Annotated in this window: 24 protein-coding genes; 16 read left to right on the top strand and 8 right to left on the bottom strand. The window is 62.0% G+C overall.

All coding sequences use genetic code 11. From position 1 onward, the window contains the following. Window positions 1-368: 368 nt before the first annotated feature. The 16 genes from AB6M95_RS02780 to proC all read left to right on the top strand — a co-directional run bounded on the left by AB6M95_RS02780 (window position 369) and on the right by proC (window position 15,326). Complete coding sequence (locus AB6M95_RS02780) at window positions 369-506, top strand: symporter small accessory protein (RefSeq protein ID WP_371385206.1); 138 nt, start codon at window positions 369-371, stop codon at window positions 504-506. Further along, window positions 503-2,110 carry a sodium:solute symporter family protein gene (locus tag AB6M95_RS02775; RefSeq protein ID WP_371385205.1) on the top strand — a complete coding sequence of 536 codons (1,608 nt, stop codon included), beginning with the start codon at window positions 503-505 and terminating at the stop codon, window positions 2,108-2,110. Before AB6M95_RS02780 ends, AB6M95_RS02775 begins: the two co-directional genes overlap by 4 nt. A 331-nt stretch (window positions 2,111-2,441) precedes the next feature. After that, window positions 2,442-2,900, top strand: a complete 459-nt coding sequence (dut, locus tag AB6M95_RS02770) for a dUTP diphosphatase (RefSeq protein WP_371385204.1) — start codon at window positions 2,442-2,444, stop codon at window positions 2,898-2,900. Between the two features lie 17 nt (window positions 2,901-2,917). Continuing rightward, window positions 2,918-4,126: an aspartate aminotransferase family protein gene (locus AB6M95_RS02765; protein WP_371385203.1), complete on the top strand. Its 1,209-nt coding sequence runs from the start codon at window positions 2,918-2,920 to the stop codon at window positions 4,124-4,126. A gap of 65 nt (window positions 4,127-4,191) precedes the next feature. Next, window positions 4,192-4,419 (top strand): hypothetical protein, encoded by a 228-nt coding sequence (locus AB6M95_RS02760; protein ID WP_371385202.1) that lies wholly within the window; start codon window positions 4,192-4,194, stop codon window positions 4,417-4,419. Between the two features lie 80 nt (window positions 4,420-4,499). Beyond that, window positions 4,500-5,360, top strand: coding sequence for a 50S ribosomal protein L11 methyltransferase (locus tag AB6M95_RS02755; RefSeq protein ID WP_371385201.1), 861 nt, complete (start codon window positions 4,500-4,502; stop codon window positions 5,358-5,360). A gap of 3 nt (window positions 5,361-5,363) precedes the next feature. Further along, window positions 5,364-6,017: an endonuclease III domain-containing protein gene (locus AB6M95_RS02750; protein WP_371385200.1), complete on the top strand. Its 654-nt coding sequence runs from the start codon at window positions 5,364-5,366 to the stop codon at window positions 6,015-6,017. A 6-nt stretch (window positions 6,018-6,023) separates the two neighbouring features. After that, window positions 6,024-7,130, top strand: coding sequence for a murein hydrolase activator EnvC family protein (locus AB6M95_RS02745; RefSeq protein WP_371385199.1), 1,107 nt, complete (start codon window positions 6,024-6,026; stop codon window positions 7,128-7,130). Between the two features lie 48 nt (window positions 7,131-7,178). Continuing rightward, window positions 7,179-8,462 (top strand): S41 family peptidase, encoded by a 1,284-nt coding sequence (locus tag AB6M95_RS02740; RefSeq protein ID WP_371385198.1) that lies wholly within the window; start codon window positions 7,179-7,181, stop codon window positions 8,460-8,462. Between the two features lie 18 nt (window positions 8,463-8,480). Further along, complete coding sequence (locus AB6M95_RS02735) at window positions 8,481-9,725, top strand: divergent polysaccharide deacetylase family protein (RefSeq protein WP_371385197.1); 1,245 nt, start codon at window positions 8,481-8,483, stop codon at window positions 9,723-9,725. 391 nt (window positions 9,726-10,116) lie between these two features. Further along, on the top strand, window positions 10,117-11,094 hold the full coding sequence (gene fliM / locus AB6M95_RS02730; RefSeq protein WP_371385196.1) for a flagellar motor switch protein FliM: 978 nt from the start codon (window positions 10,117-10,119) through the stop codon (window positions 11,092-11,094). Window positions 11,095-11,250: 156 nt separating this feature from the next. Continuing rightward, window positions 11,251-12,201 (top strand): ABC transporter substrate-binding protein, encoded by a 951-nt coding sequence (locus AB6M95_RS02725; protein ID WP_371385195.1) that lies wholly within the window; start codon window positions 11,251-11,253, stop codon window positions 12,199-12,201. A gap of 128 nt (window positions 12,202-12,329) precedes the next feature. Next, a complete protein-coding gene (locus AB6M95_RS02720) occupies window positions 12,330-13,229 on the top strand; it encodes an ABC transporter permease (RefSeq protein ID WP_371385194.1) in 900 nt (299 codons plus the stop codon). Continuing rightward, entirely contained in the window at window positions 13,226-14,020 is a 795-nt protein-coding gene (locus AB6M95_RS02715; RefSeq protein ID WP_371385193.1) for an ABC transporter ATP-binding protein, read from the top strand. Before AB6M95_RS02720 ends, AB6M95_RS02715 begins: the two co-directional genes overlap by 4 nt. Before the next feature lie 80 nt (window positions 14,021-14,100). Further along, on the top strand, window positions 14,101-14,523 hold the full coding sequence (gene ndk, locus AB6M95_RS02710) for a nucleoside-diphosphate kinase (protein WP_371385192.1): 423 nt from the start codon (window positions 14,101-14,103) through the stop codon (window positions 14,521-14,523). Beyond that, on the top strand, window positions 14,523-15,326 hold the full coding sequence (proC, locus tag AB6M95_RS02705) for a pyrroline-5-carboxylate reductase (protein ID WP_371385191.1): 804 nt from the start codon (window positions 14,523-14,525) through the stop codon (window positions 15,324-15,326). The genes ndk and proC overlap by 1 nt, the downstream gene beginning before the upstream one ends. A gap of 307 nt (window positions 15,327-15,633) precedes the next feature. Here proC and cbiB read toward each other — a convergent pair whose 3' ends face one another. From cbiB to AB6M95_RS02665, 8 genes are all read right to left on the bottom strand, one after another. After that, window positions 15,634-16,587, bottom strand: a complete 954-nt coding sequence (gene cbiB, locus AB6M95_RS02700) for an adenosylcobinamide-phosphate synthase CbiB (RefSeq protein WP_371385190.1) — start codon at window positions 16,585-16,587, stop codon at window positions 15,634-15,636. 52 nt (window positions 16,588-16,639) lie between these two features. Beyond that, complete coding sequence (gene rpoD, locus AB6M95_RS02695; RefSeq protein WP_371385189.1) at window positions 16,640-18,391, bottom strand: RNA polymerase sigma factor RpoD; 1,752 nt, start codon at window positions 18,389-18,391, stop codon at window positions 16,640-16,642. Next, window positions 18,378-20,129, bottom strand: coding sequence for a DNA primase (gene dnaG, locus AB6M95_RS02690; protein WP_371385188.1), 1,752 nt, complete (start codon window positions 20,127-20,129; stop codon window positions 18,378-18,380). The genes rpoD and dnaG overlap by 14 nt, the downstream gene beginning before the upstream one ends. A gap of 22 nt (window positions 20,130-20,151) precedes the next feature. Beyond that, complete coding sequence (locus tag AB6M95_RS02685; RefSeq protein ID WP_371385187.1) at window positions 20,152-22,449, bottom strand: endonuclease MutS2; 2,298 nt, start codon at window positions 22,447-22,449, stop codon at window positions 20,152-20,154. A gap of 17 nt (window positions 22,450-22,466) precedes the next feature. Then, window positions 22,467-22,913, bottom strand: a complete 447-nt coding sequence (locus AB6M95_RS02680) for a GatB/YqeY domain-containing protein (protein WP_371385186.1) — start codon at window positions 22,911-22,913, stop codon at window positions 22,467-22,469. A 3-nt stretch (window positions 22,914-22,916) separates the two neighbouring features. After that, on the bottom strand, window positions 22,917-23,117 hold the full coding sequence (gene rpsU, locus AB6M95_RS02675; protein ID WP_371385185.1) for a 30S ribosomal protein S21: 201 nt from the start codon (window positions 23,115-23,117) through the stop codon (window positions 22,917-22,919). Window positions 23,118-23,304: 187 nt separating this feature from the next. Beyond that, the gene (locus tag AB6M95_RS02670; RefSeq protein ID WP_165610760.1) at window positions 23,305-23,475 is read right to left on the bottom strand and encodes a hypothetical protein; all 171 of its coding nucleotides are present in this window, start codon (window positions 23,473-23,475) and stop codon (window positions 23,305-23,307) included. Between the two features lie 15 nt (window positions 23,476-23,490). Then, on the bottom strand, window positions 23,491-23,763 hold the full coding sequence (locus AB6M95_RS02665) for an HU family DNA-binding protein (RefSeq protein WP_371385184.1): 273 nt from the start codon (window positions 23,761-23,763) through the stop codon (window positions 23,491-23,493). Between the last annotated feature and the right edge of the window lie 261 nt (window positions 23,764-24,024).

The following is a 24,024-nucleotide window of genomic DNA, read 5'->3' as shown; positions in this document are numbered from 1 at the left end:
CTGTCAAGGGCCGTTTCAACTTGTTGAATTTACTTGTGATGTATATATTTGGAAAGCGTCTTGACCAATACCCTAAACGTCTCGATCGAAGGCCTCCGAATCCAGGAGCGCCCTTGCTCTACGCAACGTCCGATATCCCTTGACTTTCGTGGGCTTCACGGCTTAAGAAACGACCATGCAACCGCACATGAACCGCATCCGCTTCTTTTTCTTTTTTAGCTTTCGCTTTTTTAGAAGCGCCTGCGGTTTTAAGGTGTGCGTGTAGCTGACCAGTAGTTTCATCCACAACCAGGGCCGCAGGCGACAAGCTTGCGGCCCTTTTTGTTTGCGGCCCAAGCGCTTGAGGCCCGCAACCGAGGGGCAACATCATGATGCTTGGATTGGGGAGTGTAGAGATCGCGCTGGCCTTCTGGCTATCCGTGGGGGCCACGGTGCTGTGCGTCGTTTACGGAATTGTGAACTGGAACAACAAGGGCACCGACAAAACCGGAGGAGGCAACCAATGACCGGCAAGATCATCGGCGTCCTCATCTATCTCGGGATCATCTTCTACCTCGGCTACCGGGCCTGGCTCAAGACCAGGGAGTCCACGGACTACATGCTCGCCGGTCGCAGCATGAACCCGTTCGTCCTGGCCATGTCCTACGGGGCGACCTTCGTCTCGACCTCGGCCATCGTCGGCTTCGGCGGCGTCTCGGGCATGTTCGGCATGTCCCTGCTCTGGCTGACCTTCCTGACCATCTTCGTGGGCATTTTCGTGGCCATGGTATTCTTCGGCAAGCGTACCCGGCGCATGGGGCTCAAGCTCGACGCGCACACCTTCCCCGAGTTCCTGGGCAGGCGGTACGGCTCGAAGTTCATCCAGCAGTTCTCCGGCGTGGTCATCTTTGTCTTCATCCCGGTCTACGCGGCCGCCGTGCTCATCGGCATCTGCCGCATGCTCGAGGTGGCCTTCCCGGCCGTGAACTACGGCGCGTGGCTGCTCATCGTCACCGCCATCGTGGCCCTGTACGTGGTCACCGGCGGGCTCAAGGCCGTCATGTACACCGACGCGTTCCAAGGGACCATCATGGCGGTCATGATGCTCATCCTCATCGTCACCACCTACGCCCTGCTCGGCGGCGTGACCGAGGCCCACCAGGCTCTGACCGACATGGTCGCCCAGATCCCGGCCAATCTGGCCAAGGGCGGGCTCACGGGCTGGACCACGGGGCCGAACCTCCAGTCGCCCATCGGTCTGACCGTGTACACGACCATCATCTACGGCGTGGGCATCGGCGTGCTGGCCCAGCCCCAGCTGGCCATCCGCTACATGACCGTGCCCAGCGACCGCGAGCTCAATCGCGCCGTGGCCATCGGCGGGGTCTTCATCTTGCTCATGACCGGCGTGGCCTTCGTCACCGGGGCCCTGTCCAACGTGGTCTTCTTCCAGAAGTTCGGCAAGATCGCCATCACCATGGCCGGGGGCAACTTCGACACCATCATCCCGATGTACATCGACAAGGTCATGCCCGGCTGGTTCTCCGGCCTGTTCCTGGTGGCCATGTTCGCGGCGGCCATGTCGACCATGAGCTCCCAGTACCACGTGGGCGGCACCTCGCTCTCCCGCGACTTCCTGGAGCAGTACGTGAGCGTGGGCAACAACGGCTCGTCCATGAAGCTGAACCGCCTCGGCGTGACCGTGGCCATCATCGCCACCCTGGTCTGGGCCTGGCTGCTGCCCGGCGGGGTCATCGCCCGGGCCACGGCCTTCTTCTTCGGCCTGTGCGCGGCCTCCTTCCTGCCCATCTATGTGCTCGGGCTGTACTGGAAAGGCATGACCAAGGCCGGAGCCAAGGTCTCCATGGTAGGCGGGTTCTGCTTCTCCATGTTCTGGCTGCTCTTCGTCCACGTCAAGGAAGCGGGCTTCATCGGCCTGTGCCAGGCCATGTTCGGCAAGGCCACCCTGGTGGCCGACGCCGCGCCCGGTTCCTGGGCGTGGCTCATGCAGTGGGTCGACCCCAACGTGGTCGCCCTGCCCGTCTCTCTGGTCCTGGCCGTGGGCGTCAGTCTGGCCACCCGACGAATCGAGGAGAAACACCTGGAACTCTGCTGGGAAGGACTCTGCTGATCCGTCGTCGAATGATGTGATCGCAAGGCGCCGTTCCGGGAGGGACGGCGCCTTTTTGTTACAATTTGTTGAAGAATTTTGATGGGAAAGCCGCTGCGCGGCGATAGACGGATGACTTCGCCTTGATTCGCCCCGTCCATGGGGCTCACCCCTTCGGGGCGCCGGGAAACCCGGCGTCCAAACCCGCTGTCCTGCGGGTTTGTCGGCGGGCAAGGGGTCGCACCCTTGCATCCCATACGGGCACCTGCGGTGCCTTGGCCGGCTTTGTTGACAGTTGCTTTTGAAGCGAACATAAACAACCATTCGTTCAACACAAGGATAGAGACGCACAATGAACAAGATCGACGTGAACGTGAAGTTCCTGCATGAGGTTTGGCAAGAAAATAAACTGGCCTACGCCACCGAACATTCGGCGGGGCTGGACCTGCGCGCCTGCATCGACGAGGACGAGATCGAGATCGGCCCTGGCGAAAAGGCCGCCATCCCGGCGGGCGTGGCCATCGAGGTCCGCGAGCCAAGCGTGGCCGGATACGTGTTCTCCCGCAGCGGGCTGGGCACCAAGGAAGGGCTGACCGTCAGCCAGGGCGTCGGCGTCATCGATCCGGACTATCGCGGGGAGATCAAGGTCTCACTGCTCAATACCTCGGGCGAGGTGCGACGAATCAGGCGCGGACAGCGCATCGCACAGCTTGTCTTCATGCCCGTGTTTCAAGCGACAATCAGCCCGGTGGAAGAACTCGGCGAAACCGCGCGCGGCGCGGGCGGGTTCGGTTCCACAGGGAAACACTAATACGAGAGAGAACGAAAATGTCTGATAAATTCGAAGCGATAAAAGAACGGGAATCCAACCTTCTCTGCCATACCTACGGCCGCTATCCCCTGGCCGTTTCCAGGGCCAAGGACTGCCGCCTGTACGACCTGGACGGCAATGAGTACCTCGATTTCCTGGCGGGCATCGCCGTGTGCTCCCTGGGCCACAGCCGGGAGGACCTGGCCGAGGTCATGGCCGAGCAGGCCCGCAAGATGGTCCACGTCTCCAACCTCTTCTACCAGGAGCCCCAGCTCGACCTGGCCGAGAAGCTGTTGTCCACCTGCGCGGCGGGCAAGGTCTTCTTCTGCAACTCGGGGGCCGAGGCCAACGAGGGGGCCATCAAGCTGGCCCGCAAGTACATGCACACCGTGCGCAACGAGGACCGGCACGAGATCATCACCCTGGAGAAGTCCTTCCACGGCAGGACCCTGTCCACGCTGACCGCCACCGGCCAGTACGGCCCCATCAAGGACGGCTTCAATCCGCTGCCCGAGGGGTTCGTGACCGTGCCCTTCGGCAACGTCAACGCCCTGCGCGGAGCCATAAACGCCCACACGGCCGCGATCATGATCGAGATGGTCCAGGGTGAGGGCGGCGTGCGGCCCCTGCCCACGGACTACGTCAACGACATCGTGGCCCTGTGCAGGGAGAACGGTATCCTGCTCATCGTCGACGAGGTCCAGACCGGCGTCTGCCGCACCGGCCGGTACTGGGCGCACCAGCACTACGGCATCACCCCGGACATCTTCACCTCGGCCAAGGCCCTGGCCAACGGGTTGCCCATGGGCGCGGTCCTGTGCACGGACGAGGTGGCCAAGGGGTTCACGCCCGGCTCCCACGCCACCACCTTCGGGGGCGGGGCCGTGGTCTCGGCCGTGGCCGCAAAGGTCGTGGACATCATGCTCGGGGAGAAGATGGCCGAACGCGCCCTCAAGATGGGCGCTTTCCTCGGCGAACAGGTCGCCAAGCTCAAGGAAAAGCACCCGGAGATCATCGCCGGGACGCGCGGGCTGGGGCTGCTCTTCGGCATCGAACTGGCCAAGAACGGCCCGGAGGTCTGGAAGGGGCTGCTGGAGCATAAGGTGGTCTGCAACCTGGCCCAGGGCACGATCCTGCGGCTGGTGCCGCCCCTGACCGTCACCGAAGACGACATCCTGGCCTTCATGCAGGCCCTGGACGACGTCCTGGCCTCGGTGGAGGGATAGCCGGGAGGCGGTCGGCTTGACCGTCCGGAGGCGAAGGCGTATTCTATGATTTGAGGTATCGAGTCATGAGCGGCGTCGCCCCCATAGGTTCCACGCCCGAGTATCTGTTCCGGCGCGAACACGAACTGGAACAGCAAAAGGAGCTGGCAAAGGTCTCCCGGGCCGAGCAGCCCAAGGAGGAGGCCAAATCCGTGCCCGAGGTCAAGTCGGACGCGGCGAGGCTGGCCGAGCAGGCCACCCTCTACGACTTCCGGTACACGGGCAAGGGCTCGTTCATCGACAAGGTATTCTAGTTTGGCTCATTGATGACGCAACCATTCAAGGCCGGGGCATGTTCCCGGCCTTGTCATATTACACGGAGAAAACCCACCACATGTCCACCCTGCTGAAGATCGAATTCACCATCCCCGAACAGGCCGCCGACGAGGCCGGAGTCTTCATCGCCGCCAAGGTCCCCCACGGCTGGGAGGAGACGCCCGCGGGCGAAGACCGCAAGTTCACCCTGTACCTGGAGGACCATCCCCTGGGCCATGAAATGGTCAAGGCGTTCCAGGCCCGTTTCCCCGAGGCGGGCGTGACCTGGGCCGAGCAGGAGGCCGAGGACTGGGCCATGGCCTGGAAGGACTTCTTCGTCCCGGTCAACTGCGGGGAATCATTCCGCATCTATCCGCCGTGGCTGGACGACGGGGACAGCGAGCACACCCACATCGTCATCGAGCCCAAGATGGCCTTCGGCACCGGGCACCACCCCACCACCTCGCTCTGCCTGTCGACCATCGGCAGGCTGGTCCAGGCCGGGACCATCGGCAAGGGCCAGACCTTCCTCGATTTGGGCACCGGGTCCGGCATCCTCGGCATCGGGCTGTCCAAGCTCGGCCTGACCGGCATCGGCCTGGACATCGACCCCCAGGCCGTGGTCTGCGCCGTGGAGAACCTGGAGGCCAACGGCGTCTCCGGCTCCATGAGCCTGGCCGTGGGCTCCATCGACTGCGTGGAACCGGGCCTGACCTTCGACCTGGTGGTGGCCAACATCCTGTCCGGGCCGCTCATCGAGATGGCCGGGGAGATCATCCCCCGGGTCAAGCCTGGCGGTTCCCTGGTCCTGTCCGGCATCCTGGCCGACAAGCAGTCCGACGCCGTGGCCGAGGCCTACGGCAGGCGCGGCCTGGGCGAGCCCCAGCGGTTCGTCGAGGGCGAGTGGATCTGCCTTGTCTGGGAAAACCTGGGGAGCTAGGCCATGGCCCTGCACGGTACGCTTATGGGGATGTACGAGGCCATGCTGGCCGCGCTCGGCCCGAGCAGGTGGTGGCCCGGCGACACCCCTTTCGAGATATCCATCGGGGCCATCCTGACCCAGAACACCAACTGGAAGAACGTGGAAAAGGCCCTGACCAACCTCAAGGACGCGGGGCTGCTTGAGGCCGAAGCCCTGCACGGGTTGCCCGTGGCCGAGCTGGCCGAATTAATTCGCCCTGCCGGGTACTACAACATCAAGGCCAAGCGGATTCACAACTTCCTGCAATTCCTGAAGGATGAAGCGGAATTCGACCTGCTCGCCCTCAAGGACCGCGAGCTGGCCGAACTGCGGCCCAAGGTGCTCTCCATCAACGGCATCGGGCCCGAGACCGGGGACTGCATCCTGCTCTACGCCCTGGACTTCCCGACCTTCGTGGTGGACGCTTACACGGCCCGACTCATGGGCCGCCATGGGCTGGCTTGGGAGGACATCGATTACCACGGGCTGCAATCCATTTTCATGGACGCCCTGCCGGAAGATGTGGCACTGTATAACGAATTTCACGCCCTCATCGTCCGTGTGGGCGCCAACTGGTGCCGGAAAAAGGCTGGTTTGTGCGAGTCCTGCCCCCTTCAACCTTTCCTTGAACAATAGGCCCGCATGCGTATATTTCTCGTCCTGACAGTCTGCTGCCTTCTGCTGTTCCCGGCCCTGGCGCGCGCCCAGGCCCAGGACGAGGTCCTGAGCGACTCGTTGCAGAAGGAGCACCAGAAGGCGGACGAGAACGAACAGAAGGTCCGGGCGCTGACCCGAAAGGCCGGCCAGATTTCCACCCGGCTGTCGGACATCGAGGACGACGTCAAGCTGCTCAGGCAACGCATCCGGGACCAGGAAGCCGCCCTGGCCGAAATCCGGAAGAATGAGCGCCAGGCCGAGCAGGATCATTTCAGTCTGGAAAAGGAGAAGGAGCGGATTACTCTGGAGCTGTCCGGGCTTATGCGCACCCTGTGGCCGGTGCACCTGCAGAACGTCCGCTCGCGGTTCGAGGGCGTGGAGGACTGGGCCATGTTCGACCGCCGCTTCAACTGGCTGGCGGACATCTATGCGGCCACCAGCCGCAAGCTGGACGAGGCCAAGGCCAACGCCGAAAAGATCGCCCTGAACCTGGAGAACCAGCGCCAGCTGGCCGAGGAGGCCGAAAAGCAGCTGGGCCAGGTGAACGAGAGCAAGGACCGGCTGCTCCGGAACCAGTACGCCCTGCGCAGGAATCTCAAGAAAATCAACCAGCAGAAGGAGAGCGCCGAGGAAGAGCTGACCGGGATTCTGGCCACCATAGAGGACCTCAAGTACCAGTTGCAGTCCCAGAAGACCAAGCGCTTCGCCCTGTACAAGCGCTCCCTGCCCTGGCCGGTGCGTGGCCGGGTGGTGTCCGGCTTCAACCTCAAGGCCAAACCGCCGGCGCGCGGGTTGGCCATCGGCGCTCCGGACGGCAGCACGGTGCAGTCTATTTTTTGGGGCAAGGTGGTGCACAACGATACCCTGCGTGGTTTCGGACACGTGGTCATCATCTACCATGGGTATAATTATTATAGCCTTTACGCATACTTGTCCGACACCTTCGTGCGCAATGGCCAGGAGGTGGAGAAGAACGAACCCCTGGGCACCGTGGGGTATTTCCCCAAGCTGGACGGGCCCGGACTGTATTTTGAATTGCGTTTTCATCAAAAACCAATTAACCCAGAAACTTGGTTAACAGCCCTGAGATGAATTGTCGTTAACCCAACACATTAGGACTCCGTTATTCGGGAGGCATTCATGCGTGTAACGCTTTGGATAGTCACTTTTCTGCTTCTTTTTACCCTTACTGTTGCCCCGGCCCAGACCATCGCGGCCAAGGGCGATCAATTCGAAGCGCTCAAAACCTTCTCGCAGGTGCTCGACCTGGTTGAAAGCAACTACGTCAAGCCCGTGACCAAGAAGGAGCTCATCGATAATTCCATCAAGGGCATGCTCGAGGAGCTCGACCCCCACTCCACCTATCTTTCGCCCGAGGATTTCAAGGACATGCAGGTGGACACCGCCGGCAAGTTCAGCGGCATCGGCATCGAGATCAGCATGGACCAGGGGCGCATCATCGTCGTCTCGCCCATCGAGGACACCCCGGCCTACAAGGCGGGCCTGCTGGCGGGCGACATCATCCTCGAGATCGACGGCGAATCCACCCAGGACATGACCCTCATGGACGCGGTCAAGCTGATCCGCGGCGAAAAGGGCACACCCGTGACCCTGCTCATCCTGCACAAGGGCTCCAACAAGCCGTTGGAAGTGGCCATCGTCCGCGGGACCATTCCCATCGTCAACGTCAAGACCCAGTCCCTGGAAGACGGCTATCTCTACCTGCGGTTGACCAAGTTCCAGGAGTCCTCCACCAAGAATCTGCGTGAAGCCATCGCCGAGTACCGCAAGAAGCACGCCCTCAAGGGTATCGTCTTCGATCTGCGCAACAACCCCGGCGGCCTGCTGAACCAGGCTGTCTCCGTGGCCGACACGTTCCTGGAGGACGGCACCATCGTCTATATTCAGGGGCGCGACCCGGCCGACCGCAAGGACTTTTACGCCACCAAGAACGCCGAAGACGTCAAGGTTCCCATGGTCACCCTGATCAACGCGGGCTCCGCCTCGGCCTCCGAGATCGTGGCCGGCGCCCTGCAGGACCGCAAGCGCTCCCTGCTCGTGGGCGAACGTTCCTTCGGCAAGGGGTCGGTCCAGCAGATCATCCCCCTGTCCGACGGTTCCGGCATCAAGCTGACCACCGCGCTCTACTACACCCCCAGCGGCCGTTCCATCCAGGCCATGGGCATCGACCCCGACCTGCGCATCCCCTTCGAGGCACCCAGGGATGACGAGAACGACCTGCGCGACCGTTTCACGGTGCGCGAAAAGGATCTGAGCGGCCATCTAGAAAACGGCCAGAAGAGCACCAAGCGCGCGAAGGACGAGGACGCCGAAAAGGCCAAGGACATGCTGGCCCGCGACAACCAGGTGCGTATGGCCCTGGAGCTGGTCAAGAGCCTGCCGCGAATGAAGGAAATCCAGTAGGGAGACCGGGCCGCGCCCATGGACGACCAAAATCCCGACAACAAGACGAATGAACAGACCGGGCTCGATGGATTCTTCAAGAGGATCTATCGGCCCGGTCCTCTCATTTGCCTGTTCACCCTCGCCTTCCTGGCCCTGGCCGGACTCGGCTGGATGGCCCTGAACGCCAAGACTCCGCCGCCCCAGGTGATCACGCCCGTAGCCGAGAAGCGCAAGGCCGAGCCGGAGCCGGACAAAGCCCCGGACAAGGTCTATGAAGAGACCACCTCCGACATAGAGGACCGGGTCAAGCAGGCGGATCTGGCCCTCATCGAGACCATGCGGGACCTGGACCTCAAGATGCGTGACCTCGACCTGGTGGACGTGGAGCTCCGCCGTTTCGAGGAGCACAGCTACCATTACCAGGTGCTCCAGTTCCCCAAGATTGAGGACCGTAACCGCTTCCTGGTCACCCTGCGCAAGCGGCTCTACGAACGGCTGCCCGACGCGGTCCTGTTGGACAACGGCGACTCCGAGGCGGCCATCGAGATCAGTGGCCAACGCACCCACCTGCTGCTTCTCGAGGCCACGCCGCAGATCATCGCCCGGCCCGAGGCCAAGGGGCCCAAGCTGGTGGTGGTCATCGACGATGTGGGCGAGAACTACGGCGTGCTCAAGGGGCTGGCAGGGCTCGACCTGCCCCTGACCTTCGCGGTCTGGCCCCACGCCAGCCACACCCGCGAATGCGTGGACCTGATCTCGGGCACGCACCACGACCTGCTCGTCCACTTCCCCATGGAGCCCATGGGCTATCCCAAGGTCAACCCCGGCGACGACGCCCTGTTCGTCTCCATGACCGACGACCAGATTCGGCAGCGCATCGAGGAGAATCTCGGACGCATCCCCGAGGCCATCGGGGTGAACAATCACATGGGTTCGCGCTTCACCGCCGACGGGCAGGACATGGCGGTGGCGCTGGCCGAGTTCAAGCGGCACGGCCTGTTCTTCCTGGACAGCCTGACCTCGGGCAAGAGCGTGGGCCGGGCCACGGCCAAGGCCGTGGGCATCCCCTTCTACGAGCGGGACACCTTCCTGGACAACGTCAAGGACGTGAACGCCATCCTGCTCCAGCTGCGCAAGACCGAGCGGGTCGCCCAACGAAAGGGCCGGGCCATAGCCATCGGCCACCCCTACCGGCAAACTCTGGCCGCCCTCAGGCAGTGGCAGGACAGCCGGGACACGTCCATTCAGGTCATCCCCCTGTCGAAACTTTCCACCGAATAGCCTCCCTTCGATTCGGATTTCGGGACGCTGTTCCCAAAATCGGCGTCTCACCTCTTCGCCTCGCTTTTTCCCGACCGAAGCGGGTCGGATTTGTCAAAGTGGTTGTTATTTTCCCGTGTTTGTTGGAATATTCGGATATGCTGATATTGGTATTTGACTAACTCTTGTTTTTGTCTAAACAATCCCAAGCAAAATCGGGCGAAAAATCCGCCGAATCGTTGCCAGGAACCCCGTTGGCGGGGTATGGAGACGCATAAGGATTTTTTACCATTCGGCCGATAGGAATCAGACGGGACGGCCCGTTTTTTGCTAACTCTTTAGCGACGTTCAATTTTCCGGCACAGGCCGGTCAAACGGGCCGTATGATCGGCGAACATGAGGCTTTGTCCAGATGAGCAAAATCCTCGAACAAGATGAAGTTGATGCCCTGCTCCGGGGTCTTTCCGGGGGGGATGTCGAGACCGAAACCGAGATACCGGAGGACGATACCGGTGTGGTCTCGTTCGACCTGGCCAATCAGGACAGGATCATTCGCGGCCGCATGCCCGTTCTCGAGATCGTCAACGACCGCTTCGCGCGGTTGTGCACCAACGCGCTGGCCAACACCATGCGCAAGAGGGTGGACATCAATCCCATCTCCATCGACATGTCCAAGTTCGGCGACTTCATGCGCTCCCTGCCGGTGCCGACCTCCATCTCCATCTTCAAGATGGACCCCCTGCGCGGCAACGCCCTGCTGGTGGTCGACTCCCGCCTGGTCTTTGCCCTGGTGGAGAACTTCTTCGGCGGCGCGGGCAGCCAGCCCAAGGTCGAAGGCCGCGACTTCACGCCCATCGAGCAGGCCATTGTCGAGCGCGTGGTCAAGATCGCCCTGGCCAACATGGAGGAATCCTGGAAGCCGGTGCACGAGGTCCACGTGGAGCTGGTCCGCACCGAGGTGAACCCCCAGTTCGCGGCCATCGTGCCGCCTTCGGACGTGGTCATCGTGGTCACCTTCGAGGTCGAGCTGGAGAACGCCATCGGTTCGCTCATCGTCTGCCTGCCCTACGCCACCATGGAGCCCATCCGCTCGAAACTGCACGCCTCCTTCCAGTCCGAGCGCCTGGAAGTGGACCACGTCTGGATCAACCGCTTCAAGGAGCGGCTCATGGAGACTCCGGTGGAAATGGTCGTGCGCCTGGGCCGGACCACCATCTCCGGCCGCCAGCTGCTCTATCTCCAGGAGGGCGACATCATCCTGCTTGACACCGACGAGGACGAACTCCTCGAGGCCGAGGTGGAAGGCGTGCGCAAGTTCCAGGGGCTGCCCGGCCGGGTCAAGGGCAACAAGTCCTTCAAGGTCATCAAGGAAGAGGAAATCCGTTTCTGACCCCACCCTGATAAAATGTATTTCAGAGGGCCGCCTTGCGCGGCCCTTTTTTCGCCTTCGGCGCGATTCGCGGCTTCAAATCAAAATCCCTTGACGAAAAGCCGGAAGCGCGGTCAAAGTTTCCTTTTGAAAAGCACTTCGAGGAGGAGTTTCCCGATGAAAAAGATATTGTTGTTCCTGGCGGCCGCCCTGCTGGTCGCCTCCACCGCCTTTGCCGGCAAGAAGTACGTCATCTCCGTGACCCAGATCGTGGAGCACCCGGCCTTGGACGCCATGCGCCAGGGGGTGGCCGACCGCCTCAAGGAAAAGGGCATCGACTTCGACTACAACGTGCACAACGCCCAGAACAACATGGCCACCAACACCCAGATCGTCGGCCAGATCATCGGCGAGCGGCCCGACGTGGTCCTGGCCATCGCCACCCCCGGCGCCCAGGCCTGCGCCCAGAAGATCCATGACACCCCCATCGTCTTCACCGGCGTGACCGATCCCGTCACCGCCGGGCTGGTCAAGGACCTCCAAAACACGGGAGCCCGCAACATCACCGGCATGTCCGACTTCAGCCCCATCGACAGGCAGGTGGCCCTGATCCGCGAGCTCGTGCCGAACGTCAAGACCATCGGTATCATCTACAACTCGGGCGAGCCCAACGCCGTGCCCATCCTGAAGGCCCTGAAGCGAGAGGCTGCCAAGCTCGGCATCAACGTGGAGGAGGCGACCATCTCCAACTCCAGCGGCGTGTACCAGGCGGCCAAGAGCCTTGTCGGCCGGTGCGACGCGGTCTACGTGGGCACCGACAACACCGTGGTCTCGGCCCTCGAGTCCGCCGTGAAGGTCTGCGTGGACAACAAGCTGCCGTTCATCGTCGGCGACGTGGACTCCGTGGAGCGTGGCGCCATTGCGGCCGAGGCCGTGGATTATTACAAGATGGGCTTGCAGACCGGCGACATGATCGCCCGCATCCTGGTGGACGGCGCGAAGCCGGCCGACATGCCCGTCGAATTCCTCAACGATCTCAATCTGCGCGTCAATCTGAAGGCCGCCAAGGCCATGGGCGTGACCGTGCCCCAGTCCGTGCTCGACCGGGCCGACAAGGTCATCGAGTAGACGCGAAACGCATTTGCCAATTGTGCCCATAAACGATACAAGGCGCGTTGCTTCATCAACGCGCCTTTTTCGTTTTTTCGCCGGACCCGCCGGATACGGCCCGGCCCGGTAACCATTAGGATTAGCACATGACTCTCTACGCATTTTTCGGCGCCATCGAACAGGGGTTCGCCTACGGCCTCATGGTCATCGGCGTGTACCTGACCTTCCGGGTGCTCGATTTCCCGGACCTGACCGTGGACGGCAGCCTGCCGCTGGGCGCGGCCGTGTCGGCCGTGGCCATCACCTCGGGCTATTCCCCGCTCCTGGCTATCTTCATGGCCGCCGGGGCCGGGTTCCTGGCGGGCGCGGCCACCGGCATCCTGAACACCAAGTTCAAGATCCTCCATCTGCTGGCCTCCATCCTGACCATGATCGCGCTCTACTCCATCAACCTGCGCATCATGGGACGGCCCAACATGGCTCTGCTCGGGCAGGATACCGTGGTCGACTGGTTCGTGAATTTCACCAACATGCTGCCCCAGCACTCCACCCCGCTGCTCTTCGGCCTGATCTGCTTCGCCGTGGTCATCGTGCTCATCTGGTTTCTGCACACCGAGCTCGGCCTGGCCTTCCTGGCCACGGGCGACAACAAGCAGATGATCACCAGCCAGGGCGTGAACACCGACAACGTCATCATCTTCGGCGTGGGCCTGTCCAACGCGCTGGTGGCCGCCTCCGGGGCCCTGGTGGCCCAGAACCAGGGTGCGGCGGACGTGAACATGGGCGTGGGCACCATCGTCGCGGGCCTGGCCTCGGTCATCATCGGCGAGACCGTATTCGGCGACAAGACCATCGGCCGCGCGCTCATCGCCGCCCTGCTCGGCTCGGTGCTCTACCGCATCGCCATCGGCCTGGCGCTCGGCCTCAAGCTCGGCTCGTTCGCCATCACCCCCAGCGACCTGAACCTGATCACCGCCATTCTGGTGGTCTTCGCCCTGGTCATGCCCAAGATGAAACGCCAGTTCATGGCCGGGAGGTCCAAATGATTTCCATCTCCCGCATCACCAAGGCGTTCAACCGGGGCGACGTCAACGAGGTCACCGCGCTGAACGGCGTGAACCTCGAAGTCAAGGACGGCGACTTCATCACCATCATCGGCTCCAACGGCGCGGGCAAGTCCACCTTCCTCAACGCCCTGGCCGGCTCCTTCCCCGTGGACTCCGGCAAGATCATCCTCGACGATCTGGACATCACCAGGTGGCCGGAACACAAACGCGCCTCGCTCATCGGCCGGGTCTTCCAGGATCCCCTGCTCGGCACCTGCGCCGGGGCGACCATCGAACAGAACCTGGCCATGGCCAACAAGCGCGGCAAGTTCCGGGGCCTCTCCTGGGGCGTCAAGAGCAAGGACCGCGAATACTACCGGGAAAAGCTGGCCATCCTCGGCCTCGGCCTCGAAGACCGCCTCAAAAGCCACACCGGCTTGCTCTCCGGCGGCCAGCGCCAGGCCCTGACCATGCTCATGGCCACCCTGGTCCGCCCCCGGCTGCTGCTGCTCGACGAGCACACCGCCGCCCTGGACCCCAAGACCGCGGGCATGGTCCTGGACCTGACCGACGAGATCGTCGGCTCGCTCAATCTGACCACCCTCATGGTCACCCACAACATGAAGCAGGCCATCTCCATGGGCAACCGGCTGATCATGTTCCATCGCGGCGAGGTGGTCCTGGATATCGACGGCGAGGAAAAGAAGAATCTCAAGGTCGAAGATCTCCTGGAACGCTTCTCGCGCCTGCGCGGGGACGAGGGGGTCTCCGACCGCATGTTGTTGGGTTGAGGCCGGTGCGGGCCGCGATCCATATGCTGGCAATTCATTGCCGACACGTATAAGACGGAAACAGACAAACGGAGGCTTCTATGGCTATCGAAAAGACCTTTTCCATCATCAAGCCCGATGCGGTCAAACGCGGCCTCATCGCCGAGATCCTGAAAATGATCACCGACTCCGGCCTCAAGATCAAAGGCATGAAGATGATCCACATGGACCGCGCCAAGGCCGAAGGCTTCTACGCGGTGCACAAGGAGCGCCCCTTCTTCGGCGAGCTGGTGGACTACATGATCTCCGGGCCTGTGGTGGTCTCCTGCCTCGAGGGCGAGAACGCCATCGAGAAATACCGTACCCTCATGGGCGCGACCAATCCGGCCCAGGCCGCTCCCGGCACCATCCGCGCCGCCTACGGCCAGGACATCCAGAACAACTCCTGCCACGGTTCCGACGGTCCCGACACCGCCAAGACCGAGGTGGCATACTTCTTCAACGACGACGAGCTGGTGGGATAATGACAAAGAAAATCGGGTTCATAGGCGTAGGCAACATGGGGTCGGCCATAGTCAAGGGGCTGGCCTCGCGTGACGACATCGAACTGCACGGGGCGGACTTCAACAAGGCCAACCTCGAACGGCTCAACAAGGAGCACGGGCTCATCATCCATGAGAGCGCGACCGACCTGGCCAAGGCGTGCGATTACATCGTCCTGGCCGTCAAGCCGCAGCACGCCGAACCCGTGGTCAAGGAGTTGACGCCCCTGCTCGACATGAGCAAATGCCTGACCGCCATCTGCGCGGGCATCCCCCTGTCCACCTACGAGGAATGGACTGAGGACCGCTGCCCCGTGGTGCGCATCATGCCCAACACCCCGGCCCTGGTCGGCCTGGGCGTGTCGGCCATCTGCCTGGACAACCACAATCTGACCGATGAGATGAAGGCGTTTGTGCCCGAACTCTTCGCCTCCATCGGTCAGACCCACGTGCTGCCGGAAAAGCTGTTCGACGCCTTCACCGGCGTGATCGGCTCCGGCCCGGCCTATGTCTTCTACTTCATGGAAGCCATGATCGAGTCCGGCGTGGCCCTGGGGCTCACCCGGCCGCAGAGCGTGGAGATGGTCAAGGGCTTGTTCCTGGGCTCCGCCACCATGGCCGACCGGAGCGAACACTCCGTGACCGAACTTCGCGAAATGGTCACCTCCCCTGGAGGCACCACCATCCGCGCGCTCATGCACTTCGACCGGCAGGCGCTCAAAGGCGACATCATCGACGGTGTCTTCGAGTCCTACTACCGCAGCATCGAACTGGGCGAACAATAGCGAATAGAATCGGGGGGAAGGGGGAGAAAACCCTTTGAAAAGGTTTTTTCTCCCCCTTCCCCCGTACCCCCCAACCCCCTCTTTCCCAAACTTTTTGTGTGCCTTCGGCAAGGGCGTGCGTCAGTGGATGCGCGTCTTTTTTTTAGGCGCAGGTTAGGGCGTACCGAGAAACGGCACGGAAGATGCGGTCCCGCGCATCTCGCGCAGCGACCCAAAAAGTTTTGAAAAATGGAGGGATGGGGGTTCGGGGGAAGGGAGGGGAAAAACTTTCTCAAAAGTTTTTCCCCTCCCTTCCCCCGATTCGCCGTCAGGCGAACAACAACCGGATCAGCCCGAGCACCGGGATAAGCACGCACGCGGCCAGGGTGCCGGTCTTTCCGGCCAGGCGGAACAGCTTGTGGAGTTTTACGCCGTCCCACCAGGTTCCTTCGGGCCCGAGCATGGGCTTGTCCTTGACCTTCCCGAAATAGACGGTGGGCCCGCCCATCCGTCCCTCCAGGAGCCAGGCCGCGGCCGCCATGGGGTAACCCGCGTTGGGGCTCTCCATCTTGCGTGCGTCTTCGCGGTAGCGTCCCCTGGCCGTGGCCGCCTTCAGCCCGAGCCGCTTGCCGACGATGAACAGGAAAAAGGCGGTCAGCCGGGCCGGAATCCAGGCCAGGACATCGTCGGTCCTGGCCGCGCCCTGCCCCAGGTCGATATAGCGGTCCGTGCGGTAGCCCCACATGGAGTCCATGGTGGACACGGCCTTGTAGGCCCACAGTCCGCCCGGGCCGAGGAGCGCGAGGTAGAACAGGGGCGCGGTGAAGCCGTCGTTGAGGTTCTCGCTGACCGTCTCGGCCAGGGTGCGGCGGATGTCGGGCGCGTCGAGCCCGGCGGTCTCGCGGCTGACGAGCATGGACAGGGCCGTGCGCGCGCCGTTCAGGTCGCCGGAATCGAGGAGTTCAGCCACCCGGCGGGCGTCCTTCAGCAGGCAGCCCAGAGCCAGGCCCGCGTAAGCGAAATACACGGCCAGGAGCGGGCCGAGGTAGCGGATGGACGTGAGTTCGGCCACGACGAACCAGGCCGCCCAGGCGAAGAGGAGCACGGCTCCCCACCCCGCCAGGCGGAGATTGACGCCCGTGCGGCGGACGGCCGTCTCGAAGAGGTCGAGCCCCTTGCCGATGAGCCGGACCGGGTGCGGCCAGTTGACGGGGTCGCCGAGGAGGCGGTCCAGGACCACGGCCAGGGCGGGGATGAGGAAGACGGCGGCGGGATGTTCCATTGGGTATGAAAAAAGGGCCGGGAAGAGCGTCTCTTCCCGGCCCTGATGGTCTTTAGTTCTCGAAGTAGGACCGCAGCAGCGCGCTCCGCACGGGATGGCGGAGCTTGCGCAACGCCTTGGCCTCGATCTGGCGGATGCGCTCGCGGGTGACGTTGAAGAGCTTCCCCACTTCCTCAAGGGTGTGGTCGGACTTCTCGCCGATGCCGAAGCGCTTGCGCAGGACCTGCTCCTCGCGCGGGGTCAGGTCGGACAGGACCGAGGCGATCTGCTCGCTGAGCTTGGTGGAGACCACTTCCTCGGCGGGCGCGGTGGCCTTCTTGTCCTCGATGAAATCGCCCAGGCTGGAATCTTCCTCGTCGCCGATGGGGGTCTCGAGGGAAATGGGCTCCTTGGCGATCTTGAGGACCTTCTTGACCTTCTCCAGCGGGTAATCCATGCGCTCGGCGATCTCCTCCGGAGACGGGTCGCGGCCGAGCTCCTGCACCAGGTAGCGCGAGGTGCGGATGAGCTTGTTGATGGTCTCGATCATGTGCACCGGGATACGGATGGTCCGGGCCTGGTCCGCGATGGCGCGGGTGATGGCCTGGCGGATCCACCAGGTGGCGTAGGTCGAGAACTTGTAGCCGCGCTGGTACTCGAACTTGTCCACGGCCTTCATCAGGCCGATGTTGCCCTCCTGGATGAGGTCCAGGAACTGCAGGCCGCGGTTCGTGTACTTCTTGGCGATGGAGACCACCAGGCGCAGGTTGGCGCGGATGAGCTCCTGCTTTGCCTGCATGGCGGTCCGGTTGCCGGACTTGATGCGCCACAGGACCTCTTCGAGGTCGTGCACGGAGTGGCAACACTTGTCCTGCAGGCGGTTCATGATCTCCAGCTTGCCAGCGAGCATTTCCTTGAAGGAGAAGAACTCCTCCACGGTCATGCCGAGCTGGGTGGAGGCCGCCACCGGGTTGATCTCGCGGTCATCCACCTGCTTGAACAGCACCTCGATCTCGGCCTTGGTCTTGCCCACGGACAGGACATAGGCCGACAGGTCGCGCTGGCAGTTGTGCATCTGCCGCACGTAGTCGTTGACCGTCTCGATGATCCGGTCGATGAGGGTCTTTTCCAGCTTGATGTCGCGCAGCCGGGTGACGATGTCCTCTTTATAGCTGAGAATCTCCTGCTGCACGCCGTAGACGCGCTTGTCCAGACAGGCGCAGTAGTCGAGCTTCTCGTAGATCTTCTTTTTCCTGCCGTAGAGCTTCTTGACCTCGGCGAGCAGGAAGATGACCCGCTGGCGCTGGTTCATCTCGTCCTCGGAGGGGTCGTCCTCCTCGATGGTCTTGACCACGTCCTTGAGCTTTATGCGGCCCTCTTCCAGGTCCTCGCCCACGGAAATGAGCTCTTCCACGGCCACGGGCACCTCCACCAGAGAGTAGAGGACGTCCATCTCGCCGTTTTCGATCTTCTTGGCGATGACCACCTCGCCTTCGCGGTCCAGGAGCGGCACGGCGCCCATTTCGCGCAGGTACATGCGCACGGGGTCGGTGCTCCGCGAGGCGTACTCGGAGGAATCGTCGTCGGTATCGTCGAACTCCAATTCCTTGTCGTCGTCATCGTCGGTCAGCTTCTTGTCGGAATCGTCCGAATCCACCAGGGCGATATCCATCTGGTCGAAGATGGCGTGGATTTCCTCGAGCTGGTCGGGGCTGTTATAGTCGGAAGGCAGGGCCTTGCTCAACTCTTCGTATGTCAGGAATCCCTTTTTCTTACCTTCGGCGATAAGAGCTTTGATCTGTTGGATTTCCTTAATGTTGCTCATCGTCCCTCCTGCGGGATTCCTTCAGGGCCAGTAATTGCAATGCCCGTTCGGTGTCTCCGCTTTGCTGTGCCTGACGTATGGCCTCAGTGAGCTGGCGCTTGTCCAGTTTCTCCTGTTCAAGCGCGATCGTGTGACAAATATGATTCCACTCTTCCAGCAGTTCCCGGCCGGAGAGGACATTCTCACGAAATTCTTCGCGACACTGGATGTAGAAGCCTTTTTCCTGTTCGTTCAGCAGGCTCGTTACTTGGCCTTGCTGCGTTGTTTCAAGCTTCTTCCACAGTGACTGCGCCCATGGGGTGCGAAGAACCTGGGTCATTCCCCTTTTGGCCAGCTCCGGCACATAGTCCGGGTACTGGATCGAAAACCGCAAAAAATACCGATCATCCGCAAAGTCCTTGCCGACGCCCATGCCCGGCTGCTGTTCGACTCGTTGCGTCTGTCGGGGCTGATGCCTTGGATTGCGCTGTTGCGGAGTGGCCGCACCCGCGTCGCGCCTGAAATCAGCCTCCGACAACCCGAGCCCGCTCGCAATGCGGGGCAGGTAGAACGCCCGCAAGGACGCGTCGGACAATTCCGACAGAAAACTCTTGGCCCACGCCATGATATCCCTGGGAGCGTACTGCTCCCGCAGGGTGTTCATGCAAAAAGTCAAACCGTCCGGGGCCTCGTTCATGCAGGCCTCGAACCCTTCCGCTCCCCTGGTCTGGAGCAGGCTGTCCACGTCCTCGCCGTCCGGCATGAGGACCACCTTGCAGGCCACGCCCTGGAGCAGGATCATCCTGCTGGACTTCATGGCCGCCTTGCGCCCCGCCCCGTCGCCGTCGAAGACCAGGTCGACGCGCGAACAGAATCCGGCCAACGTCTTCACCTGATCGGCGGTCAGGGCCGTGCCCAGGACGCCGCAGGAATCGGTGTAGCCGAACTGGTGGAGCGATATCACATCCATGTATCCTTCGGTCAGGATGGCCCGCTTGGTGCGGGTCATAGTGGACCGGGCCAGATTGAGCCCGTACAAGTGGTCGCCCTTCTTGTATATAGGCGTATCCGAGCTGTTCAGATACTTGGGTTCTCCTTCTGTAATTATTCTGCCGCCAAAAGCAATGACCCGCCCCGATAAATTTTGGATGGGGTAGGTCAACCTTCCTCGGAACCGATCGTAGATATTGCCTTTTTCATTTTTCGACAATAACCCGGCTTCGACCCCGAGGTCGGGATTGCGCCCCTTGGTGCGCAGAAAATTGTCCAATCCGTGCCAGTCCTCCGGGGAATACCCCAGGCCGAACTTGGCGATCATCTCCGGGGTCATCCCCCGATTGGCCAGGTAGCGGCGGCAATGGTCCCCGGAGGCCAGGGACAGGTTGCGCTGGAAGAACTGGTTGGCCTCGTCGTGCATGTCGAGGAGGACCTGCTTCCTGGCCTTGCGCTCGGCCGCATGCGGATCGTGCGGCACGTGGCTCAGTTCCACCCCGCACTCGGCGGCCAGATGTTCCAGGGCCTCCCGGAACTCCAGGCCGTTGATGCGCCCGTAAAAATCGATGACGTCCCCCGAGGCCTGGCAGCCGAAGCAATAGAAGAAGCCCTCGTCGTCGTTCACGGACATGGAGGGCTTGGTTTCCTGATGGAAAGGACACGCGCCCATCCACCGGCCCGAGACCGGTTTCAGGTCAACATACCGGCGCACTATGTCCGAGATATTGATCCGGGCCTTGACGGCCTCGATACCACTTCTGTCCACCAGACGCCTCCGGGCAAAGCCGTTACTTGAGCGTTACCTCGGTCATGCCGTCCCCGCCCCGGTCTTCGGGGGCCAGGGAAAAATTCTCCACGGCGGGATAGTACTTCAAAAATTCGTGCACCTCGCGCCGCAAGGCGCCGGTTCCCCGGCCGTGCACGATCTCTAATTTGCCCGCGCCCTTGCGCAGGGCGGCGTCCAGGGCCCGTTCCAGTTCGCTGAGCGCCTCGTCGGCCCGGTGGCCGCGCAGGTCCACCTCGACCACCAGTTCGCTCGGAGCCGGGGTCTTGGCCTCGGAGGGCTTGCCGAACGGCCGGGAAGGACCGTCGGCCGGGCCGAGATGCTCGGCCTTGACCCACATGGCCACCCCGCCGATATCGACCTTGGCCTGCTTCTTTTTCTCGTTGATTTCCAGCACGGTACCCGACTTGTTCCATGCCAGATACGATACTTTCTTGCCCGGGACAATATCCGAGAAGGAAAACACGGGCTCTTTTTCCCGTTCGGGCGCGATGTCCTCGATGCGCAGCCGCGCCTGGTGGAGCTTCTTGCGCGCCTCTTTCTGGCCGATGCGCTCGGTCTTCCACTGCTTGACCACGTCCTGGGCCTTGGACTGGACCTCTTTGAGGATCTTGGTGCGCTCCTTCTCGAACTTCTGTTCAAGGTTGGCCCGCTTCTTTTCGATGCGGGTGCGCTCCTCCTCGATGGCGTCCAGTTCGGCCTCTTTCTTGACGGCCATGGCGTTGAGGCGGTCCAGCACGGCGGAGGTGTCCGAACCGTCCAACAGGAGATATTTTTCGGCCCGCTCCAGGATGACGGCGGGCAGGCCGTGCTCGCGTGCCACGTCCAGGGCGATGGACGCCCCCACCTGGTCGTAGGCCAGCCGGAACAGCGGCTTCTTGGTGGACGGGTCGAAGAGCACGCTGGCCGCGCGCACGCCCTTGGTGGCCATGGCGTAGGCCTTGAGGGCCGGGAAATGGGTGGCCGTGAACGCGGTGGCCCGCTTTTCCAGCAGAGAGTCGATGACCGCCTGGGCCAGGGCCGCGCCCTGGGTGGGGTCCGTGCCCGCGCCGAACTCGTCGAGGATGAACAGGGAGCGTTCGTCCACCTTGTCCCAGACCCGCTTCAGGTACTGGATCTGGGCGGTGAAGGTGGAGACGTTCTCCTCCAGGGACTGCTCGTCGCCCATGATGACGAAGATGTCGTCCCACAGGGGCAGGCAACTGCCCTCGGCGGCCGGTACCGGCAGGCCGGAAAAGGCCATCAGGCCGATGAGGCCCACGGTCTTGAGGCAGACGGTCTTGCCGCCCGCGTTGCCGCCGCTGACGATCATGGCCCGCTGCCCGTCGAGCAGTTCGATGTTCACGGGGTGGACCGACTCGTCGGTCAGGGCCAGGAGCGGGTGGCGGGCCTTGAGCAGCCTGGGCGCGCCCTCCTCCGTGACCTCGATGGTCCGGCCGCCGTAGGCGTCGGCCAGGCGCACCTTGGCCATGAGCACATCCAAGGTGACCAGCCCGAAGTAGGCCTCGCGGACCTCGTCCTGCTCCTGGCGCACCAGGGAGGTCAGGTATTGCAGGACCTTGTATTCCTCGGCCCGCTCCTCGCGTTTGAGTTCCTGGAGCTTGTTGTTGGTCTCCACCAGGAAGAGGGGCTCGAAGTAGCAGGTCTCGCCGGTCTGCGAGTAGTCGTGGATAATGCCCTTGGTCTTGTTCTTGAAATTCGCCTTGATGGGCAGCACGTAGCGGTCGGACGAGACGGTCATGAACTCGTCCTGCATGGCCGCGCCCAGGTTTTCCTGGAGAATGAAGTCCTTGACCCGCTTGGTGCAGCGCTGATGGATGGCCCGGATCTCCTGGCGCACGGACATCAGGTTCGGGGAGCTCTCGTCCTTGATCTGCCCCTCGGCGTCCAGGCAGCGCCCGATGCCGGACACGGTCTTCTGCGGCCAGGCATAGGCGAAGAGTTCATCCTTGAGCACGTCCCAGCCGCGTTCCTCGAAGCCCGCCAGTGATTCGCGGGCGTCCTTGGCCAGGTCCAGGAGGATCTTGAGCGCGAAGAGCGCGTCCTGGTCGAGCACGGCCAGTTCGCTGCCCAGGTGCGGGAAGATGCCGCCCAGCTCCGGAAAGGCGCGCATGCGGAACCCGGACTCCCCCACCCAGGCCGCGCCCTGCGCGAACAGGGTTCCTGCCCGGCGGACGGACTCAAGGGTATCGTAAGGATGGATGGCAAGACACGCGGCAGCCCCGGGTTCGGACGTGGCGAAACCGGACAATGCCCCGAGAATCTTGGGGAACTCCAATACCTGGAAAGTTCTGGACTCCATGGATGAACCTTGGAGAGTTAGGAGAGCTTGGACCGGACCAGCGAGCTGGCCTTCTTGCCGTCGACCTGTCCCGTGTGCGCCCCGAGCACGGCCTGCATGACCTTGCCCATATCCGCCATGGAGGACGCGCCGACGTCGGCGATGGCCTTGTCGATGGCGGCGGAAAGCTCCTCGTCGGACAGCTGCTTGGGAAGATAGACTTCAAGGGCGGCGAGTTCGTCGGCTTCGACCTTGGCCAAGTCGTCCCTCCCCGCCGTGGTGTACTGTTCGAAGGAGTCCTTGCGCTGCTTGACCTGTTTGGCGATGAGATCGAGCACGGTCTCGTCGGACAGGTCCTGGCTTTTCTCTTCGACCATACGGTTTTTAATGGCCGTCTTGAGGTGTCTCAAGACGGCCACTTTTACCGTAGCTTTGGCCTTATAGGCCTCTATGTAGTCTTTGTCTATTTGCTTGGACAGACTCATAATCTACATGCTGCGTATTTTACGCATTTTTTTGGCAAGCCGTTTCTTGGCGGCAGCTTTCTTTTTCTTCTTCTGCACGCTGGGCTTTTCGTAGTGCTGGCGTTTCTTCAGTTCGGACAGGATTCCGGCCTTCTCCACCTGCTTCTTGAAGCGGCGCAGAGAGATGTCGAAATTGTCGTTGTCGTCAAAATACACTCCGGGCAATGAAAATCACCTCCTCGGTGAACCGCCCGCTCTTTTGGCGGGCCAGCGAAATAAGAGACACTACATATATACAAAAAAACAAAAAAGCAACCCAAAAATGCGGATAAAAACCCGGAACGGCGTCAAGCAAAAAAGGCCCACCCGGCAGTACCCGGGCAGGCCCTTTCGATTCCGTACTATTCAGAGACTAATGATCAGCCTTTTTCGCGTCACGCAAAGACTGCAGGACCGTAACCGCCAGGGCGACACCGATGACGCCGAGGACGATGTACAGGACACCGAAAAAGACGAAATGGTCGGGCATCCACCAGGGAAGATCCATGGGCAGCGGGCTGTGAACGGTTTCACCGTGAATCATCGTATCATCTCCAACTTATTTAACGGCGTCCTTGAGAATCTTGCCGGGACGGAATTTGACAACCTTGGTCTCGGGGATCTTGAGCTCGAGGCCGGTGCGGGGGTTGCGGCCAACGCGGGCTTTGCGGAGTTCCACAACGAAGGTGCCGAACCCGGTCAGGGTAAGCTTGCCTTCGGAAACCAGTGTGCTTTCCACGGTCTCCAGGAACGCATTCAGGGCACGTTCGGCATTCGCTTTGGTCAGATTGGCCTTTTCCGCGATTTTGACAACCAATTCAGCCTTTGTCATCAGTCCTTCCTCCTCGGTGAAATAATTACCTGATGGTATTTGTTAAAGTGCAGCCAGAGCACAAAGCGGCTCACACTTTGTTTCCGTCACCAACTCACCCCTTGGCCTTTAAATGAACTTTCGTCCCGTGTCCAGCCCGAGCATTGAAAAAAGCGAAAAAACCTACGCTATATGGCGCTTCCGGGACTTTTGCCCCCCCTATTTTGAGGGCCTGAACTCCGCTTTTTCGGTACCGGGAGTCAGGTATTTTATAGGTCTTTG

Source organism: Pseudodesulfovibrio karagichevae, from assembly GCF_041414475.1.
GTDB classification, from domain to species: Bacteria; Desulfobacterota; Desulfovibrionia; order Desulfovibrionales; family Desulfovibrionaceae; genus Pseudodesulfovibrio; species Pseudodesulfovibrio karagichevae.
Note: the sequence above shows the minus strand (reverse complement) of the source record. Positions and strands in the feature narration are given on the sequence as shown.

Excerpts from the sequence above, each read along its gene's own strand:
- dut (WP_371385204.1), top strand. The coding sequence starts at position 2,442 with ATGAACAAGATCGACGTGAACGTGAAGTTCCTGCATGAGGTTTGGCAA.
- AB6M95_RS02780 (WP_371385206.1), top strand. The coding sequence starts at position 369 with ATGATGCTTGGATTGGGGAGTGTAGAGATCGCGCTGGCCTTCTGGCTA.
- AB6M95_RS02715 (WP_371385193.1), top strand. The coding sequence starts at position 13,226 with ATGATTTCCATCTCCCGCATCACCAAGGCGTTCAACCGGGGCGACGTC.
- AB6M95_RS02765 (WP_371385203.1), top strand. The coding sequence starts at position 2,918 with ATGTCTGATAAATTCGAAGCGATAAAAGAACGGGAATCCAACCTTCTC.
- AB6M95_RS02775 (WP_371385205.1), top strand. The coding sequence starts at position 503 with ATGACCGGCAAGATCATCGGCGTCCTCATCTATCTCGGGATCATCTTC.
- AB6M95_RS02760 (WP_371385202.1), top strand. The coding sequence starts at position 4,192 with ATGAGCGGCGTCGCCCCCATAGGTTCCACGCCCGAGTATCTGTTCCGG.
- AB6M95_RS02680 (WP_371385186.1), bottom strand. The coding sequence starts at position 22,913 with ATGAGTCTGTCCAAGCAAATAGACAAAGACTACATAGAGGCCTATAAG.
- ndk (WP_371385192.1), top strand. The coding sequence starts at position 14,101 with ATGGCTATCGAAAAGACCTTTTCCATCATCAAGCCCGATGCGGTCAAA.
- fliM (WP_371385196.1), top strand. The coding sequence starts at position 10,117 with ATGAGCAAAATCCTCGAACAAGATGAAGTTGATGCCCTGCTCCGGGGT.
- AB6M95_RS02745 (WP_371385199.1), top strand. The coding sequence starts at position 6,024 with ATGCGTATATTTCTCGTCCTGACAGTCTGCTGCCTTCTGCTGTTCCCG.
- cbiB (WP_371385190.1), bottom strand. The coding sequence starts at position 16,587 with ATGGAACATCCCGCCGCCGTCTTCCTCATCCCCGCCCTGGCCGTGGTC.
- AB6M95_RS02720 (WP_371385194.1), top strand. The coding sequence starts at position 12,330 with ATGACTCTCTACGCATTTTTCGGCGCCATCGAACAGGGGTTCGCCTAC.
- AB6M95_RS02755 (WP_371385201.1), top strand. The coding sequence starts at position 4,500 with ATGTCCACCCTGCTGAAGATCGAATTCACCATCCCCGAACAGGCCGCC.
- rpoD (WP_371385189.1), bottom strand. The coding sequence starts at position 18,391 with ATGAGCAACATTAAGGAAATCCAACAGATCAAAGCTCTTATCGCCGAA.
- AB6M95_RS02665 (WP_371385184.1), bottom strand. The coding sequence starts at position 23,763 with ATGACAAAGGCTGAATTGGTTGTCAAAATCGCGGAAAAGGCCAATCTG.
- AB6M95_RS02685 (WP_371385187.1), bottom strand. The coding sequence starts at position 22,449 with ATGGAGTCCAGAACTTTCCAGGTATTGGAGTTCCCCAAGATTCTCGGG.
- AB6M95_RS02735 (WP_371385197.1), top strand. The coding sequence starts at position 8,481 with ATGGACGACCAAAATCCCGACAACAAGACGAATGAACAGACCGGGCTC.
- proC (WP_371385191.1), top strand. The coding sequence starts at position 14,523 with ATGACAAAGAAAATCGGGTTCATAGGCGTAGGCAACATGGGGTCGGCC.
- AB6M95_RS02750 (WP_371385200.1), top strand. The coding sequence starts at position 5,364 with ATGGCCCTGCACGGTACGCTTATGGGGATGTACGAGGCCATGCTGGCC.
- AB6M95_RS02670 (WP_165610760.1), bottom strand. The coding sequence starts at position 23,475 with ATGATTCACGGTGAAACCGTTCACAGCCCGCTGCCCATGGATCTTCCC.
- AB6M95_RS02740 (WP_371385198.1), top strand. The coding sequence starts at position 7,179 with ATGCGTGTAACGCTTTGGATAGTCACTTTTCTGCTTCTTTTTACCCTT.
- AB6M95_RS02725 (WP_371385195.1), top strand. The coding sequence starts at position 11,251 with ATGAAAAAGATATTGTTGTTCCTGGCGGCCGCCCTGCTGGTCGCCTCC.